General features: G+C 69.1%; 17 protein-coding genes. 9 read left to right on the top strand and 8 right to left on the bottom strand.

The window, feature by feature from the left end:
* The first annotated feature begins 67 nt into the window (after positions 1-67).
* Together G6N49_RS24365 and G6N49_RS24360 are read left to right on the top strand one after the other, a co-directional pair.
* A complete protein-coding gene (locus G6N49_RS24365) occupies positions 68-1702 on the top strand; it encodes a fatty acyl-AMP ligase (RefSeq protein ID WP_011857512.1) in 1635 nt (544 codons plus the stop codon).
* A gap of 74 nt (positions 1703-1776) precedes the next feature.
* Positions 1777-2577 carry a GAF and ANTAR domain-containing protein gene (locus G6N49_RS24360; protein ID WP_011857513.1) on the top strand — a complete coding sequence of 267 codons (801 nt, stop codon included), beginning with the start codon at positions 1777-1779 and terminating at the stop codon, positions 2575-2577.
* 2 nt (positions 2578-2579) lie between these two features.
* Here the strand turns inward: G6N49_RS24360 and G6N49_RS24355 are convergent, their stop codons facing one another.
* Both G6N49_RS24355 and G6N49_RS24350 read right to left on the bottom strand, forming a co-directional pair.
* Positions 2580-3329: a GAF and ANTAR domain-containing protein gene (locus tag G6N49_RS24355; protein ID WP_011562612.1), complete on the bottom strand. Its 750-nt coding sequence runs from the start codon at positions 3327-3329 to the stop codon at positions 2580-2582.
* Between the two features lie 15 nt (positions 3330-3344).
* Positions 3345-4052, bottom strand: coding sequence for a GAF and ANTAR domain-containing protein (locus G6N49_RS24350; protein ID WP_011857515.1), 708 nt, complete (start codon positions 4050-4052; stop codon positions 3345-3347).
* A gap of 256 nt (positions 4053-4308) precedes the next feature.
* Between G6N49_RS24350 and G6N49_RS24345 the strand changes: the two genes are divergently transcribed.
* Positions 4309-4473 (top strand): hypothetical protein, encoded by a 165-nt coding sequence (locus tag G6N49_RS24345; protein WP_163647433.1) that lies wholly within the window; start codon positions 4309-4311, stop codon positions 4471-4473.
* Positions 4474-4486: 13 nt separating this feature from the next.
* Here G6N49_RS24345 and G6N49_RS24340 read toward each other — a convergent pair whose 3' ends face one another.
* Positions 4487-6613 carry a hydantoinase B/oxoprolinase family protein gene (locus tag G6N49_RS24340; RefSeq protein WP_011857516.1) on the bottom strand — a complete coding sequence of 709 codons (2127 nt, stop codon included), beginning with the start codon at positions 6611-6613 and terminating at the stop codon, positions 4487-4489.
* A 2-nt stretch (positions 6614-6615) separates the two neighbouring features.
* A complete protein-coding gene (locus tag G6N49_RS24335) occupies positions 6616-8736 on the bottom strand; it encodes a hydantoinase/oxoprolinase family protein (protein ID WP_011857517.1) in 2121 nt (706 codons plus the stop codon).
* A gap of 171 nt (positions 8737-8907) precedes the next feature.
* Between G6N49_RS24335 and G6N49_RS24330 the strand changes: the two genes are divergently transcribed.
* Entirely contained in the window at positions 8908-9495 is a 588-nt protein-coding gene (locus G6N49_RS24330) for a TetR/AcrR family transcriptional regulator (RefSeq protein ID WP_011562616.1), read from the top strand.
* Here the strand turns inward: G6N49_RS24330 and G6N49_RS24325 are convergent.
* Positions 9461-10738 carry a multidrug effflux MFS transporter gene (locus tag G6N49_RS24325; RefSeq protein ID WP_011857518.1) on the bottom strand — a complete coding sequence of 426 codons (1278 nt, stop codon included), beginning with the start codon at positions 10736-10738 and terminating at the stop codon, positions 9461-9463. The genes G6N49_RS24330 and G6N49_RS24325 overlap by 35 nt on opposite strands.
* A gap of 89 nt (positions 10739-10827) precedes the next feature.
* Between G6N49_RS24325 and G6N49_RS24320 the strand changes: the two genes are divergently transcribed.
* Positions 10828-11319, top strand: coding sequence for a MarR family winged helix-turn-helix transcriptional regulator (locus G6N49_RS24320; protein ID WP_011562618.1), 492 nt, complete (start codon positions 10828-10830; stop codon positions 11317-11319).
* 3 nt (positions 11320-11322) lie between these two features.
* Here G6N49_RS24320 and G6N49_RS24315 read toward each other — a convergent pair whose 3' ends face one another.
* Positions 11323-12291, bottom strand: a complete 969-nt coding sequence (locus G6N49_RS24315) for an NAD-dependent epimerase/dehydratase family protein (protein WP_011857519.1) — start codon at positions 12289-12291, stop codon at positions 11323-11325.
* 62 nt (positions 12292-12353) lie between these two features.
* Positions 12354-12809 carry a MarR family winged helix-turn-helix transcriptional regulator gene (locus tag G6N49_RS24310; protein ID WP_011562620.1) on the bottom strand — a complete coding sequence of 152 codons (456 nt, stop codon included), beginning with the start codon at positions 12807-12809 and terminating at the stop codon, positions 12354-12356.
* 93 nt (positions 12810-12902) lie between these two features.
* On the opposite strand from G6N49_RS24310, the gene G6N49_RS24305 reads away from it, so the two are divergent.
* The 4 genes from G6N49_RS24305 (at position 12903) to G6N49_RS24290 (ending at position 15814) form a co-directional block, all read left to right on the top strand.
* The gene (locus tag G6N49_RS24305; RefSeq protein WP_011562621.1) at positions 12903-13421 is read left to right on the top strand and encodes a VOC family protein; all 519 of its coding nucleotides are present in this window, start codon (positions 12903-12905) and stop codon (positions 13419-13421) included.
* Between the two features lie 102 nt (positions 13422-13523).
* A complete protein-coding gene (locus G6N49_RS24300) occupies positions 13524-13706 on the top strand; it encodes a hypothetical protein (protein ID WP_011768421.1) in 183 nt (60 codons plus the stop codon).
* A 9-nt stretch (positions 13707-13715) separates the two neighbouring features.
* Positions 13716-14930, top strand: coding sequence for a cupin domain-containing protein (locus tag G6N49_RS24295; RefSeq protein ID WP_011857520.1), 1215 nt, complete (start codon positions 13716-13718; stop codon positions 14928-14930).
* On the top strand, positions 14927-15814 hold the full coding sequence (locus G6N49_RS24290) for a ferredoxin family protein (protein ID WP_011857521.1): 888 nt from the start codon (positions 14927-14929) through the stop codon (positions 15812-15814). Before G6N49_RS24295 ends, G6N49_RS24290 begins: the two co-directional genes overlap by 4 nt.
* On the opposite strand, the gene G6N49_RS24285 is transcribed toward G6N49_RS24290, so the two are convergent.
* Entirely contained in the window at positions 15801-16235 is a 435-nt protein-coding gene (locus G6N49_RS24285; RefSeq protein ID WP_011857522.1) for a DUF302 domain-containing protein, read from the bottom strand. The two genes, G6N49_RS24290 and G6N49_RS24285, sit on opposite strands and share 14 nt — an antisense overlap.
* Positions 16236-16245 lie beyond the last annotated feature (10 nt).

Here is a 16245-nt window from a genome sequence, read left to right as displayed (position 1 = left end):
CGGTCCGAATCCCGCGCGATGCATGCGCCCAGCTCGATACCTCGTGCGTCGGGGCCTAAGGAGTGCGGTGAGCACTTTTACCGAGACCATGTACAGCAATGCCGGCTCGAGCACCAAAGGGATGGTCACCGGAGAACCGGGCGACCCCGTCCGCCACACCTGGCTCGAGGTCCACGAGCGTGCCTTGAGAATCGCCGGCGGGCTCGCCGCGGCAGGGGTCGGGCACGGCGACGCGATCGCGGTGCTGGCCGGGGCGCCCGTCGAGATCGCGCCGACAGCCCAGGGCATCTGGATGCGCGGTGCGAGCCTGACCATGCTGCACCAGCCGACCCCGCGCACCGATCTGCAGCGCTGGGCCGACGAGACCACCGCGGTCATCGACATGATCGACGCGAAGGCCGTGATCGTGTCCGAGCCGTTCATGCCCGCGGCTCCGCTGCTGTCCGGGCTCGGGATGCTGGTGCTTACGGTGGCCGATCTCCTCGCCCACGAACCGGGAGAGATGGTCCCGACCGGTGACGACGACATCGCCCTCATGCAGTTGACGTCCGGGTCCACGGGTTCACCGAAGGCCGTGCAGATATCGCACGCCAACGTGGTGGCCAACGCCGAGGCGATGATCGTCGGCTGCGAGTTCGACATCGAGACCGACGTGATCGTGAGTTGGCTGCCGTGCTTCCACGACATGGGCATGACGGGCTACCTCACCGTGCCCATGTATTTCGGCGCGGAACTGGTCAAGGTCACGCCGATGGACTTCCTGCACGACACGCTGCTGTGGGCCAAGCTCATCCACAAATACCGCGGCACCATGACCGCGGCGCCCAACTTCGCCTACACCCTGTTCGCCAAGCGGCTGCGCCGGCTCGCCACCCCCGGCGAGTTCGACCTGTCGTCGCTGCGGTGGGCGCTGTCGGGCGCCGAGCAGGTCGACCCGCTCGACGTCGAGGATCTCTGCGAAGCCGGTGCGCCGTTCGGGTTGAAACCGGAGGCGATCATCCCGGCGTACGGCATGGCCGAGACGACGGTCGCGGTGTCGTTCTCCGAATGCGGCCGCGGGATGGTCGTCGACGAGGTGGACGCCGACCTGCTGTCCGTGCTCCACCGCGCCGTGCCTGCGAACAAGGGCCACACCCGGCGGCTCGTATCGCTGGGCCGGCCGCTGCCGGGGCTCGAGGTGCGGGTGCTCGACGAGGACGGTGCGGTCCTGCCCGCCCGCGGGGTGGGGGTGATCGAGGTGCGGGGCCGGCCGGTGAGCCGCGGCTACACCACGACCGCCGGCTTCGTCCCGGCGCAGGACGAGTTGGGTTGGTACGACACCGGTGACCTCGGATACCTCACCGAGGCAGGCGAGGTGGTGGTGTGCGGCCGGCTCAAGGACGTGATCATCATGGCCGGCCGCAACATCTATCCGACGGACATCGAGCGGGCCGCGGCCCGCGTCGACGGTGTGCGGCCGGGTTGCGCGGTGGCCATCCGCCTCGACGGAGGCCACCCGCGCGAGACATTCGCCGTGGCGGTGGAGAGCAAGCACTTCGAGGATGTCAAGCAGGTCCGGCGCATCCAGCGTCAGGTGGCCCACGAGGTGGTGGCGGAGGTCGACGTGCGGCCCCGCAACGTGGTGGTGCTCGAGCCCGGCATGATCCCGAAGACACCGTCGGGCAAGCTGCGCCGGGCCCACGCCCTGTCGCTGATCGACTAATTCCTTCTCACCCACTGCGGGTACTTTCGGTCTGTCACCGATCGGCGGCACCGTCGAGGCGGGAGGGGTGGCCGATGGCCGATTACGACGCCCAGGCGGGGCGAGAGCCCAGGGCCGGCGCAGGGCCGTCGCAGCGACAGCGCGAATCCGATGAGATCGATTACCACGAAGGTCTGCGCGGTGTGGCAGGCATCGTCGCCGGCGCAGGCAGTGTGACCGAACTGCTTAACAAGGTCGCCCAATTCGCGGTGCGGGCCATTCCCGGGGTCGAGGGTGCCGGGGTGGCGCTGATCGACCGCGAGGGGCTACCGAGCATCCAGACTTGGTCGGCGACAGCACCATTCGTGAACGAGATCGACCTCGTGCAGTACCGGGATCTGCACGAGGGACCGTGTCTGACGTGTATGCATTCCCTGCGGCCGACGATAAGCGGTTCGCTGGGCAGCGATCAACGGTGGCCGCACTTCGGCGGCCGGGTGGCGAGGATGGGCGTGCACTCGGCCCTGTCGGTCCCGCTCATCGTCGACGACCGCACGCTCGGCGCGATCAACGCCTACGCCGCCCACCGCGACGCCTTCGGGGAGCACGCCGTGCAACTCGCATGCGAATTCGCCGGTCCCGCCGCGGTGGCGGTCTACCACGCGCGACTGCTGGCCGACGCCCACGAGAGCACTGACCGGTTACAGCGGGCACTCGCCAGCCGCGCGGTCATCGACCAGGCGATCGGGATCATCCGCAGCCGGTCGGGAGTCAGCGGTGAGGAGGCGTTCGCCCGGCTCACCAGGATCAGTCAGTCCGAGAACGTCAAACTGCACATCGTGGCCGAACGCCTGGTGGAAGAGGCGGTCCGGCGCGCCCAGGCGCGGCGGCAGTGATCTCAGCGCTCGACCATCTCGGTCAGCGCCGCGATCATCACCGGACGCACCAGGCGGTCACCCATCAATGCGCGGGCGACATCGGTGAGGTGTTCACCCCGGCTCCGGGCATAGGTGCGCAGGAGCGTGAAGGCTTCTTCGACCGGAACGTCGAAGATCTCGCGTAGGAACCCCTTGGCCTGTTCGACGACGATCCGGCTGGTCAGCGCGGAGCGCAGCTGGGGCAGGACCGTCGCGGGCGTCGGCGGGTGCTCCTGCAGGATCGCCACGCAGGCGACATGCGCCAGGGTCTGGCTGACCAGGAGGTCGGCCTCGTTCAACGCGCCGGGGCGGCTGCCGAACAGGCCGAGGGCGCCCAGCACGATGCCCGCCGCGCGCATCGGGACGGCGTGCACCGAGGCGAAGCCCGCCTCGCGCGCGGCGGGGACGAACCGCGGCCATCGCTGCCCGGCCCCCGTGAGATCGGCGACCGACACCGGCAGACCGGTGCGATAGCAGTCCACGCACGGACCCTCGTCGGACTGCAGCTGGAACAGTTCCAGCGCCTCCGCCTGGTCGGTGGTGGCGGCCAGCAGTCGCAGCCGATCCATCGGGTCGACGAGCAGGAATCCGGCGGCGGCCACATCGAGCAGATCGGCACAGCGTTCGGTGAGTTCGGTCAGCAGGTCGACGACGTCGAAGTCGTCGAGCAGGCTGTCGACGAGCGTCACGACGGCGTCGAGTACGCGGGTCTCGCGGGACGGATCGGTCATGGTGTCCCCTCCCAGTCAGTCGGCCTCGAGCCGCAGGCGGCGTTCGAGGATGTCGCGGGCCACGTCCGAAGCGCTTCGGCCCGTTGAGTAGGCGTGCGCCCGCAGCCGCAACAACGCCTCGGGCGGGTCGACGCCGAGCTGGGCGACGAGCATGCCGGTCGCCTGGCTGACCTCGGTGCGGCTCAGGGCGTTGAGCTCGGCCCACGCGTCGGATCCGGGCTCGTCGACCGCGGCGCGCAGGTCGGTGTCCAGTAGGTCGAGCAGAGGAATTCCGGCGAGCTCGGCGGCGGCGATCGCGCCTGCGAGCTGTCCGGCCCGCAAGCCACCTGGTTCGGTGCGGAAGAGGTCGAGGGCACCCACGTACTCGCCGGCGATCAGCACCGGCATCGCGAAGACACCCCGGATGCGCATGTCGAGCATCGCCGGTCCGTACACCGGCCAACGCGTCTCGTCGGGGTCGGCGAGGTCGACCACGAACACCGGGGCGCGGTGCGTGACGGTGTCCAGGCATGGGCCCTCACCGAGGGTGAACTGCAGTTCGTCGCAGCTGCGCGCCAGTGTCCCGCTCGCACCCAGCGTTCCGGTGTTGGCACCGTCGAACACCAGAGAGATCGCTGCGGCGTCGATGCCGAGCAGCATCACGCAGGCCTCGCACAACCGGTCAGCCGCATCGGTGCCGTACTGGCCGTCGATGGCGGCGGAGAACTGCTCGTGAATCGCCACTACATGCCGAACGGTGGTCGGTCGGCCGGCGTCCGACGGCTGATGGCTCTCATCTCTGCAGCCTATCCCCGTTGGACAGGGATGTACGCACCTCGGCGAACCCGGCGTTCACGGCCTGCGCGGACCGCGTTGACAGTGCTCCGCGTCAGGCGTGTACTGGAGTTCCACCGTTCGAAATTCGAGGCGTCCCAATGTCTGTCAGCAAATTGTTCGCCGGCGCCATACTTCGCGCCACCGTCCCGGGTGCGGTGACCCCGTGAGCCCCCGTAGGTCAATCGCCCGTCTCCTCGCGGCCACCGAACGGGCGGCCAGTAGGGCCGCCGACGGCCGGTGGGCGGTCGCGCGGCTTCGGCGGGACAGGGAGTTCACCGACCGCAGCCGCGACAACCGGTTGGCGCATCAGCGCCGCGTCGACAAGTGAGGCGGGGCGGCGCTCAGCCGCTCTGCCCGGCCAACTCCAGATCGCGCAGCGGTTCGTCCTCGTGTGCCCGGATCTCGACCGCCAGCAGCGTGCCGCATCCCGCGCACGCATACGCGTCGGCGCGCAGACCCGGATGCAACCGGACCTTCGGTCCCAGATCGTGTTCGCTCAACCGGGAATGCGCCGCGTAGTCCTTCCAGTTCTCGTCGGCAGGGGCGATCACGTTCCCGCAGTCGCACGCGTACACCGCCGACACACCGTCGTGCGTCAGCACGAGACGGTCACCGATCCGGCGCGCGTCACCGACCATGTCGAGCTGCCGCGCACCGAACACCCTGTGCGGGGCCCACAGTCGACGACGGGCGCGTTCCCGGTTCCGGCGCGCGGTGGTCTCCTCACGGTCCACCGCCCCTGCCGTCAGGACCACGCCGTAGAGCCGCGACGCGCTCTCGGTGGAGATCCGGCCGGCCGTGACGTCTGCCAGCACCTCGTCCGGGTCGGCGTCGAGCGGGTCACCCCAGCCGCCCCCGCCGTGGAAGCTCCAGTCGACGACATCGCCTGCTGCAAGGTGGATCTCCCCGGGAGAACCGGTGTAGACCACGGGCTCACCCCCGCGCACGATCGTCACCTGATGCGTCGATCCCGGTAGCCCGCCGTGAAGGCCGAGCGAGTTGGGCATCGACATGCTGTGGCCCGCCATCACCCCGTGCAGCGCATCGGTGTCGTGCAGTACGAACGACGAACTCACCGACACACCGCCGTGATGGCGGCCCGCTCCCCCACCGTCGGTGTTGGCCGACCGGTTCAGGTACAGCAGCGGGAAGACGGCCTCCTCGCCCTCGACGTTGTTGAACTGTCCGGTGAGGATCTCGTTGGGTCCGCGGTAGTCGACTCCGTTGCGGTTGACGTTGGCACCGGCGCCCCCGGCCAGCACCTCGGTCATCGCGCCGCCGTACGGTTCGCCGTACTGGTTGCGGCCGGCGATGTGGAAGACCATCAGCCCGCCCGTGGTGACTGCCCTTGCCTCACCACGTAATTCGTCGTGCGCGCTGACCAGTGTCGACAACGCGCTGCCCGCCGTGCTCTGCACGATCGTGGTGGCGCCCGTGGTCGAGGCACCGCACGGCGCCGGGTGCCTGGCGTTGACGATGGTCCCCTCGGGTGCGGTCACCTCGATGGCCCGCATGACGCCGCTGTTCCACGGGATGTCGTGGGCCAGCACCGGCAGGATCGCCGAGAACACGCCGCCGCGCAGACCGGACATCGTGCAGTTGAAGAACCCCGGGAGCTGTTCGGCGGTGCGGCCGTAGTCGAACACCAGCCGGTCGCCGTCCTTGCGGAGCTCCACCTCGACCCGCGCGAGCGTGGACTTGTGCCCGTCGTGGTCGAAATACGTACGCGCCCGGGTGGTTCCGTCCGGGACAGCGAGCAACCGCTCGCGCACCTGGGCTTCGGAGCGGTCGAGCATCGTCGTCATCACCGTGGTGACGACGTCGGCGCCGTAGCGGTCGACTAGGCGCAGCATGCCCTGTCGCGCATGGTTGTTCGCGGCGATCATCGCCTTGAGGTCGAGCCCGAGGTTGGCGGGCAGCCGGGATGCCGCGAGGATCAGGTTCCACACGTCGTGGCGGGTCCGGCCACCGGAGATGATCTTCGTGGGCGGCAGGATCAGGCCCTCCTGATACACCTCCCGCGCGGCCGGCGACCAACTCGACGGGGTCATCCCGCCGATGTCGAGCACATGCGCACACGTCCCGACCCATCCGATCCGGACACCTTCGTGGAACACCGGCTCGATCATGGTGACGTCCGGCATGTGCAACGCGCCCTTGTAGGGGTCGTTGGTGATGAAGACGTCTCCTTCCTCGATGCCGACGGTGTCGGTGCAGTCGGCGATGATGTGGTTCACCACCGTCTCCATCGAACCGGAGTGAAAGAGGTTGTGCGGTCCCATCGCAACGACCTCACCGCCGGCCAGGTAGACGCCGGTGTTGCAGTCGTTGGCCTCGGTCACCAGCGGTGAGCCGGAGACGTTCTTGAGCACCGCCGACTGCTGGGCGACGATGGCGGTGAGGCGGTTGCGGACCACCTCGTAGGTGATGACATCCACGTCGACGGGAGTGTCGGTGAGAGTGTTCACGCTCAGGAATCCTTCTGGCTGGTGTGGATGACGGTGTTCTCCACTTCGTCGATGACGGCGGTCTGGCCGGGTCCGACGAAGATGGTCGTGCCCGGGTGTTCGATGACGGCCGGCCCCTGCACCCGGTCGCCCGAGCGCAGTTCGGTGCCGCGGGCGACGTCGGCGAGCGTCGTCCCGTGCTCGGGACCGAGGTACACCTGCCGTGATGACGGGGTGCCGGCGCTCTGCCCGGCCGCGCTCACGACGTGGGTGACGCGGGGCTTGTCGAGCTCACCCTTGGCCTGTACGCGCAGGGAGACGATCTCGACGCCGGCGCCGAGGAACAGCGCCTCGCGGCCGTAGAGCTCGACGAACTGCGTCCGGAACGCGTCCATCATCCGCACGATCGCGCCGGTGTCGAGATTTCCGGGCTCCACGGGCACGCTCAATCCCTTGCTCTGCATCCGGAACCTCACGTCGGCGAAGCGCTGCACGACGATGCGCTCGGTGACCGCGCCGCTGCCGAGGAGCTCCTTGGTGACCTCGGCCTCGAGATCCTCGAAGTGGCGGGTCAGCCGTTCAGGATCGAAGGCGTCCTTGGCGCCGTCCCAGGTGGCCGAGTGCATCGGGTCGGAGATCTCGGCGGAGACGTGCAGATCGCTCATCGCCGCGCCGAATGCCGAATGCACGGTGGCGGTGGCGGGCACCAGGATCGACTGCGCGCCGAGCTCGGCACCGAACTGATGGCAGTGCGCACCGCCCGCACCGCCATAGGCGAAGACGACGAAATCGCGCGGATCGTGGCCCTGGCCGACGGTCAGTGTGTCGAGCAGGTCGGCCATCCGGTGGTCGGCGATGGCCTTGATGCCGTAGGCGGCCTCCTGCACGGACAGTCCGAGCGGTTTGGCGATCCTGTCGTGCATCGCGCGTTCGGCACCTTCCTTGTCGAGCCCCATGGACCCGCCGAGGAAGTAGGTGGGATCGATGATGCCGAGCACCACGTCGGCGTCGGTGACCGTCGGCTCGGTGCCGCCGCGCCGATAGCAGACCGGTCCGGGTACCGAGCCGGCGCTGGTGGGTCCGACGACCAGGCGGCCGTTCACCACGCGGGCGATCGAACCGCCGCCCGCACCGATCGCGGTGACCTTCACGGCGGGTTTGAGTACCTGGTAGCCGTTGACCTGCTGCTGCGGCGAGATGACGGGTTCGTAGTCGGTGATCATCCCGACGTCGAACGAGGTGCCGCCCATGTCGGTGGTGAGCACATTCGGCGTGCCGATCCGGCGAGCGAGCTGCGCGCTGGCGAGGACACCGCCGGCCGGGCCGGAGGTGAGGATGGAAACCGCTGTGTCCCCGGCCCGTTCGGGTGTGATGACGCCGCCGCCCGAGTCCAGGATGCGCAGCGAACCCTTCAGTCCGCGGTCGCGCAGGGATCCGTTCAGCTTGGTCATGTAACCCTGCACGGCGGGGCCGAGGTAGGCGTTGAGCGCGGTGGTGGCGGTGCGCTCGTACTCCCCGAGGACGGGGGCCAGTTCGCTGGAGATCGTCAGGTAGATCTGGGGTGCCATCTCGCGGATGATCGCGGCGACCCGCTGTTCGTGGCTGGGCTCGCGGAACGACCACAGCAGGCAGACGGCGATCGCCTGTACGCCCGCGTCGATCAGTGCCTGCACCTCGGTGCGGACCTCGTCCTCGTCGAGCGCGACGATGACCGCACCCTTGTAGTCGATGCGCTCGGTGACCTCGCGGATCAGCGGGCGCGGCACCACGGGTTCGACCTGGGTGCGCTGCGAGTCGTGGCGGATCTCGTGCAGTTCGCGGCCGGCCCAGTGGCCCGTCGCCCGCTGCATCAGGATGGCGTCGCGGAAGCCGCGGGTGGTGATGATGCCGGTCTTGACGCCCTTGCGCTCGATGAGCGCGTTCGTGGCGACCGTGGTGCCGAGGCCGAAGTAGTCGACCTGGCGCAGGATCGAACCGGCCGGCAGGTCGAGTTCCTTCTCGGCCAGGGCCAGCGCATTGTTCACACCCTCGGACGGGTCGTGCAGGGTGGTCGGCGTCTTGAGCAGACGCGCCGTACCGGAGTCGTCGAGAAGGACTGCGTCGGTGAACGTTCCGCCGATGTCGATGCCTACGAAATACGCCATGGAATGTCCTCTTTCGCCCGTGATCACGGACCTGGGATGGAGACGTGCCGATGGGGATGCAGAGCACGCGCGTTCACTTCACTATACAGCGTGTCTAGTGACTTTACGGTGTGTAGATTTCGGTGGGCTTCCTCACACAACGGCCACCTGAACGCTGGGTAGTCTGGGCCGGTGGCGACGCTTCGCGAGGCCCAGAAACAGCGCACGCGGGGACTGCTGCTCGAATGCGGGCTGGAGTCGTTCGCGTCGAAGGGGTACCAGGCCACCACGATCGACGACATCGCCGCGGCAGCGGGGACCACCCGCGCGACCTTCTATCTGCACTTCTCGTCCAAGGCGCAGCTCATGCGTCAGTTGATCGACGACGTCGACGCGATCCTCACCGCGGCCGACGACCCGCCGCTGACGGAGGTCGTCGCGTCGGGCAGCCGAGATCTGCTGCGCGAGTGGTTGAGTCGCAAGTTCGACCAGTGGCCGGCGATCCGGCCGTACATGCTGGTCGTCCACGACGCGGAGTTCAGCGAGCCCGAAGTGGCTGCGGTACTGGACAAATGGTTCGACGGCACGGTCGAGGCCATGCGGGCCGGCCTGGATGCGGCGGGCCGGTTCGACGCCGAATCCCGCCGCCCCCGATGCCTGCTGGCGTTCGGACAGTTCGAATTCGTGTCGCGCCAGTGGTTCCGGCGCGGCTGGCAGGTGGAGCGGGAGGTCCTGCTCGAGACGCTCACCGACTCGTGGTGCCACCTGTTGACACAGTGACCGGCGCGTCGCCGGCGGCGTCGTCCTCATCCCCGAACGGCACATGCCCGCGGGTCAGCACGAACATCGACAGGGCCGCCAGCGTCGCGGCGCCGAACATCACCAGACCCATCGGCACCGCGCTGGACTGACCCGCCAACCCGACCAGCGGCGGGGTGACCGCACCCATGCCGTACTGGAGGAAACCCAGAACGGCCGATCCGGTTCCCGCCGCGCGCGGTACCTCGCCGAGGGCCAGCGCGGTGGCGTTGGCGTAGACGAATCCGATACTGCCCATGAAGCACGCCATCAAAGCGATGGTGGCCCAACCGATCACGTGGCCGGCGGTGACGTTGAGCAACATCAGTGTCGCGACCACCAGCAGTGCCGTGACGCCGCCCATCAGCACCCGGCGCGGCGCGACGGTCCGCACCAGGCGCGCGGAGATCAGGCTGCCCGCGCCGACGGCGAGCGCACACGATCCGAACGTCACCGAGTACGCCGCGGGTGAGAACCCCAGAATGTTCTGGACGACGAACGGCGACGCCGCGATGTAGCCGAACATCGCGGCTGCGGCAAACGCCATCACCAGCGTGTGGCCCAGGTAGTGGCGGTTCCCCAGCACCGTCCGGGCACTGACCCCCAACGCCTTGAGACCGCCCGGCCGCCGATGCTCTTCGGACAGGGATTCGCGCACGGTCAGCACGACGCCCAGCAGGGTCGCCAGGTTCAGTACCGCCAGCGCGAGGAAGACGGCGCGCCAGCCGAATCCGGTGACGATGACGCCGCCGAGGATCGGGGCGGTGATCGGCGCGAGAACGCCGATGAGCATCATCACCGCGAACAGCCGCGCGGCGCGAGAGCCGCGGGAGCGGTCGGCGATCACGGCCCGGGAGATCACCACACCCGCCGCACCGCAGAACCCCTGCGCGAACCGCAGGCCGATCAGCAGCGCAATCGACGGGGCCACTGCGCACGCCACGCTGACCGCGACGCAGGCCACGGTGCCGATGATGAGAGGCCGCCGCCGGCCGTAACGGTCGGACAGCGTTCCGATGATCAGCTGACCGACCGCCAACCCGATCAAGAACGTCGTGAGCGAGAGCTGGATCGTCGACGGCGACACCCCGAATTCGGACGCCATCTCGGGAAACGCCGACAGGTACATGTCGATCGAGAACGGCGTCACCGCGTTGAGCAGCGCCAGAACCGCGATCAGCACGGCCGACGGCGGCGAGGCGACCGCCGCGATCTTCTGGGACATCGAATTCCTTCCAGCGCACACGGCAGATTGACCGGGCACTTGCTTATGAAAGCATACATATTTCAAAATATGTGTGTCACAATATCTATATGCCGGTTGTGACCGAACCCACTGACCAGTACCGCGACCTGGCGCTCGTGCTGCACGATCTGTCCTGGCGGCTCGCCCGCTTCGGGCCGGCCCAGGTCGGCCTCGAACCGCTGCCCGCGTCCGAACTCGCGGTGCTGCGGGCGGTGATGGAGGCACCGGGGCGCAGCGTGTCCGAGGTCGCCGCGGTCACCAACATGCAGTCGAGCAATGTCAGCACAGCGGTTCGCTCGCTGATGGAACGCGGACTGCTCGACAAACACGCCGACCCCCGCGACCGCCGGGTGTCGTTACTGGAACCGACGGCCCGCGCGCTCACCGAGCGAGAGGCCATCGAGAACGCCATCGCGCGGTCGGTGTCCACGGCGCTGACGGCGCTACCGGGTGCCGATGTCGAGGCCCTCGTCGCCGCGGTGCCCGCGATCCGCGCGTTGACCACCCACGTGGCGGCGGCGCTGACCGGGCGCGCCGATCTGGCCCAGCGGGGCGCGTGAGCGTCAGGCGAACGACGCGATGATGGCGTCGGTCGGCGAGCGCCAGGTGAGGCCGAAGTCGGCCAGGGTGGCCGAATCGTCGGTCGGGGTGGCCGCGGTGAGGAGCAGCGCCGCCTCGTAGGAGAGCCCGTCACCGAGCGGCACGATGCCGGCGAGGGTGTCGCCGATCCGGCTCATCCCGCGAAAGACCGCCTGACTCACCGGGATTCGGCGGAACCGTCGCCCGGATCCACGCTTAAGGGCGTCGATCATTTCATCGAAGGTGATCAGTTCGCCGCCGCAGACGTAGCGTCTGGGCCCGCGGCCCGGTTTCATCGCCGCCGCGTGCACGGCGGCGACGTCACGCACGTCGATCATCTGCATCCCGCCGCGCAACCTGGGTGCGACACCGAACCGCACGATCGGCGCCCACCCCCGTTCGGTGACGCCGGGCGCCGTGTGGAACGCCGGACCGACCACGCTCGACGGATACGTCACGACGACGGGTGCGCCCTCGGCCTGGAGTCGCCGCGCGACCCGGTCGGCGTACCCCTTGGTCTTCGCATACGCGCTGCGCCCGTTCGCCGGCGGTGTGTCCGGGCCGATGATCCCGTCGGGCGGCGGGAACAGCGAGCTGTAACTGCTCACCGATATGACGGGGTCGAAGCCCGCGCGGACCGCCTGGGTGAGCAGCGCCTCCGTCGCGTACGCGTTGACCTCCCACATCAGCGCCGCACGCCGGTTGTCGGTGCCCACCACACCCGCACCGTGCAGCACCGCATCGCACCCGTCGAGCAGACGGTCGATCGTCATGGCGTCACGAATGTCACCGGAGAACACGTCGACATCCCCGAGTTCGGCGAGGTGCTCGAGCACCGGTGCGCCCTCGGCGTCCGGTCCGACCAGCAGCCGCACCCGGTGGCCGTCGGCCAGCAGCGCACGTACGCAGTGGGCACCCACGTATCCGGTTCCGCCGGTGACGCCAATGAGCATGGAGCCTCCTCGTCCGTGCGATATCGCGCCGTTACGGTACCAGTGGCACCGTTATGGACCGGTCACCCGGGGTCGCGCGTGGACGCCGTCAAGATGGCCAAAAGTTCGGCCAACTCGGTGCGCTGCGAAGGACTGAGGGCGCCGAAGGTCCGCTTCATCGCGGCGCGCCGGGGCTGCACCGCCGCGTCGATGACCGCCGAACCGCGGTCGGTGAGCGATACCAGCACCGCCCGGCGGTCCGCGGGATCCGGTGCCCGTCGCACGAGACCGTCGCGTTCGAGTGCGTCCACCGCCTCGGTGACGCTGCGCGTGGTGATGTCTAGCTTGCGGGCCAGGACACTGACCCGGGTCGCCCCGTTGCGCTGCAGGATCGACAGCAACTTGCCCCGGGCCAGGGTGAATCCCTGCTCGCGCAGTGTGGCGTTGGCGTGCGCACGCAGGGCCTTCGCCGCGGCGAAGAAGTCGTCGGACAACTCGGCGGGTGTCGGAACCCCGGATCGTTCTGCGCGCTCGGCCACACCCCTTTATAGCGGAGTACCACACTATGAGGTACCGTCATATTACTGTGGTACCACATTAGGTGGTACCACTATCTTCTGAGGAATCCGCCCATGCATCTGCGCCGCGTCAACCACGTCGTCCTGTCCGTATCCGATCTGGACCGCTCACTCACCTTCTACCGAGACCTCCTCGGCCTGCTGCCGGTCGCCGAACTGCCGGGGTCCGAGCACTGGCCCGCCATGGTGTTCCTGCGCTCACCGGCGCCGAGTTCCAACCACCACGATCTGGCCCTCATCGCGAACGCGGAGGCGCCCGCCCCGACGTCCGCGCCGAGACCCGCCGGAATGTTCCACGTCGCCCTCGAGGTCGGCACACTCGACGAACTCGCCGCGGTCCAGCAGACGCTGGACAGTGCCGGCGTCCTGCGCGGTGCGGTCGACCAGGGCATGCACCTGTCGGTGTACACCGCCGACCCCGACGGTATCGAGGTCGAGATCATCTGGCGCGCACCGGATGACGCCTGGTCCTATGACGACGCCCTGACCCGCCGGCCCCTCGATGTCGCGTCCGCGCGCGAACGCTGGGGTGGCCACCTGGCCACCGGGTCGGCAGCGGGCGCCCCGGCCTGAGCGAAGATCCCCGAACACCGTTTCGCGCGGCCCGTCATCGGCAACACTGGCAGGGCAGCGTGCCGGTACTCGACACAGTTGCGGCGACAGAAAGGGAACACCATGGCGCTCGACGACGACGACATCACCACCACCCCCGGCGGAGGAGAGGGAACCGCCGACGGCGGATCCAACCCCGAGGGCCACGACGGCGGGGCCGACGGCACCGCTGACGCGGGCGAGGGAACCGCCGACGGCGGTTCGAACCCCGAAGGCCACGACGGCGGAGCCGACGGCACCGCCTGACCGACCGACATGCTGAGCCGCTGCATCGCCACCGACCCGCACACGTTCGCCACCGAATACTGGGGTCGCCGACCGCTGCTCAGCCGTTCCGGTGCGCTGCCCCGCGATTTCGCCGACCTGCTCTCGCCCGGGATGGTCGACGAGTTGATCGCCGAACGCGGGGTACGCGCACCGTTCATCCGGCTCGCCAAAGAGGGTGACGTCCTCGCCAAGGACTGCTATCTCGGGCCCGCCGGCTTCGGCGCCGAGATGCCCGACCAGGTGGACTCCGCCAAGGTGCTCACCCAGTTTTCCGCCGGCGCCACCATCGTCATGCAGGGTCTACACCGGCTCTGGCCCCCGGTCATCGACCTCGTCCGCCACCTGGTCGACGACCTCGGCCATCCGGTGCAGGCCAACGCCTACATCACGCCCCCTAGCAACCGGGGCTTCGACCCGCACTACGACGTCCATGACGTCTTCGTGCTGCAGACGGCCGGCGAGAAGCGCTGGGTCGTCCACGAACCCGTCCATCCGCACCCGCTGCCGTCGCAACCGTGGACGCAGCACCGTGACGCTATCGCCGAACGCGCCGCCGGTGAACCGGTCATCGACACCGTGCTCGCCCCCGGCGACGCGCTGTATCTGCCGCGCGGGTGGGTGCATTCGGCGCACGCCCTGGACACGACGTCGATCCACCTGACCATCGGCGTCTCTGCGGTGACGGGTGTCGACGTGGCCCGCGCCGTCGTCGACGCGCTGGCGGACAGCGCCGCGTTCCGGGCGCCCCTGCCCATGGGCGGCGATCCCGCCGACCGGGATGAGATCATCGCGGCGGTGACCAAGGTGATGGCACAGATGGTCGAGACCATGCGCGACGATGCGACCGCGCTCAGCGGTGCGGCCGCCGACCGGTTGACCCGCACGCACGCCTCCCGGACGCGTCCGGTCGCCGTCCGCCCGCTGGCCACGCTCGACGCGGCCGCACACGCCGACACCACGACGGTGCAGTGGCGTCACGGACTCGTCGCGACGGCCGACACCGCCGGTGACCGGATCGAGCTGCGGTTGACCGACCGGGTCCTCTCCTTCCCCGCCTCGTGTGCGCCGGCGGTGCTTGCGCTGCAACGCGGTCTGGCCGCCGATGCGGGCAGCCTGCCCGGACTCGACCGGGCCGACGGCACCGTGCTCATTCGCAGACTGCTGCGCGAGGCGGTCGTGACGCCGGTGCCGGCCACCGCATGACGCTACGGAAGCGCGCACCGTGCAGTGACCAGTCGCTGCTGCGCGGCGACCCGATGTACGGCACCGCGTCGGCGGGGTCCTCGTGGGTGCTGCTCGAATTGCCCGGGGGCTGGGGACCTTCGGCGTTCCTGCAGTCGCCGGCGGTGATCGATCCCGAACTCGGCCGGGCGATCGTGCGTCGCGTCGAGGGCGCCAAGATGCGCATCGCGGCCATCCGCCGCCACGGACGACGGACCGACACTCCGAGGTGGCGGTGGTTCATCGCCCGGGCGGTCGTCGGCGGCGAAGCGCTGTACGCCGGCGAGGTCGACAACCCACGCGACTACCTCGACCTCGCCCTGGACGGATCCGACGGCACCCTGTCGACCGATCCGGTCGTGGCTGTGTGCGCACACGGACGACACGACCAGTGCTGTGCGGTGCGCGGACGCGGCGCGATCGCGGCGATCGCCGACGCGTATCCCGAGATGGCCTGGGAGTGTTCACATCTGGGTGGTGACCGCTTCGCGGCGACGATGCTCATCCTGCCCGAAGGGCTGTGCTACGGACGGGTCGACTCGACCGATGCGGCCGAACTCGTCCGCCTCTATCTCGACGGGCGGTTGGACAACCGGTATCTGCGGGGCCGCACCTCGCTGCCGCACGCGGTGCAGGCCGCGCAGTACTTCGCCCGCGAGAAGTACGGCGACGACCGCATCGCGGGCCTGCCGACGCTGTCCGCCGAGCACACCGACCACCGCCACCGGGTGGTGCTGGGTGGTGAGTCCGGCCCGGTCGAGGTGACCGTCGAGGAGGGATGGTCGGAGCCGCTGCTGTCGCAGTGTCATGCGAAAGTGCCCGGCCGCGTGAAGATCTTCAGCCTCGTGTCGATCACCCCGGCCTGAGCGCGGCCAGTTCGGGCGGTTCGCCGCCGAGAAGCGCGATCAACCTCGACAGGAGAGCGTCGAGACGGACGCCGACCTCGGCGATCCGGGGGTCACCGAAGCTGGCGAACTGCAGGCTGGGCTGGTCGACGGCCAGCCGGGTGCGTCCGGCCGGGTCCTCGTAAATGAGTGTGCGCAGCGGCGCGTACACCATCACCGACGGATCATGGCGGAACATCGTCTCGGCGATGGTGTGGTTGCCCATCAGGTACTGGGTGGCCTTCCATCGTGACGGCGACCCCGCGACGACCGAGGTCACGTCGCCGCGGTAGTACCGCATGAACCCGTTGGGCGCCTGGACTTCCACCGCGGCCAGAACGGCGGCCCACGAGCCGGCGCTGGAGCACGCCTCGAGGTCGTGCGGGTGTTCTCGGCGCCCCATTGCCCGCTTC

The organism is Mycolicibacterium monacense, assembly GCF_010731575.1.
Classification (GTDB): Bacteria; Actinomycetota; Actinomycetes; order Mycobacteriales; family Mycobacteriaceae; genus Mycobacterium; species Mycobacterium monacense.
Note: the sequence above shows the minus strand (reverse complement) of the source record. Positions and strands in the feature narration are given on the sequence as shown.

Bases quoted from the DNA above. Each gene is read 5' to 3' on its own strand.
- G6N49_RS24290 (WP_011857521.1), top strand. From the start codon at position 14,927: ATGACGCTACGGAAGCGCGCACCGTGCAGTGACCAGTCGCTGCTGCGC.
- G6N49_RS24315 (WP_011857519.1), bottom strand. From the start codon at position 12,291: ATGCTCATTGGCGTCACCGGCGGAACCGGATACGTGGGTGCCCACTGC.
- G6N49_RS24320 (WP_011562618.1), top strand. From the start codon at position 10,828: ATGCCGGTTGTGACCGAACCCACTGACCAGTACCGCGACCTGGCGCTC.
- G6N49_RS24355 (WP_011562612.1), bottom strand. From the start codon at position 3,329: ATGACCGATCCGTCCCGCGAGACCCGCGTACTCGACGCCGTCGTGACG.
- G6N49_RS24335 (WP_011857517.1), bottom strand. From the start codon at position 8,736: ATGGCGTATTTCGTAGGCATCGACATCGGCGGAACGTTCACCGACGCA.
- G6N49_RS24305 (WP_011562621.1), top strand. From the start codon at position 12,903: ATGCATCTGCGCCGCGTCAACCACGTCGTCCTGTCCGTATCCGATCTG.
- G6N49_RS24360 (WP_011857513.1), top strand. From the start codon at position 1,777: ATGGCCGATTACGACGCCCAGGCGGGGCGAGAGCCCAGGGCCGGCGCA.
- G6N49_RS24295 (WP_011857520.1), top strand. From the start codon at position 13,716: ATGCTGAGCCGCTGCATCGCCACCGACCCGCACACGTTCGCCACCGAA.
- G6N49_RS24285 (WP_011857522.1), bottom strand. From the start codon at position 16,235: ATGGGGCGCCGAGAACACCCGCACGACCTCGAGGCGTGCTCCAGCGCC.
- G6N49_RS24325 (WP_011857518.1), bottom strand. From the start codon at position 10,738: ATGTCCCAGAAGATCGCGGCGGTCGCCTCGCCGCCGTCGGCCGTGCTG.
- G6N49_RS24300 (WP_011768421.1), top strand. From the start codon at position 13,524: ATGGCGCTCGACGACGACGACATCACCACCACCCCCGGCGGAGGAGAG.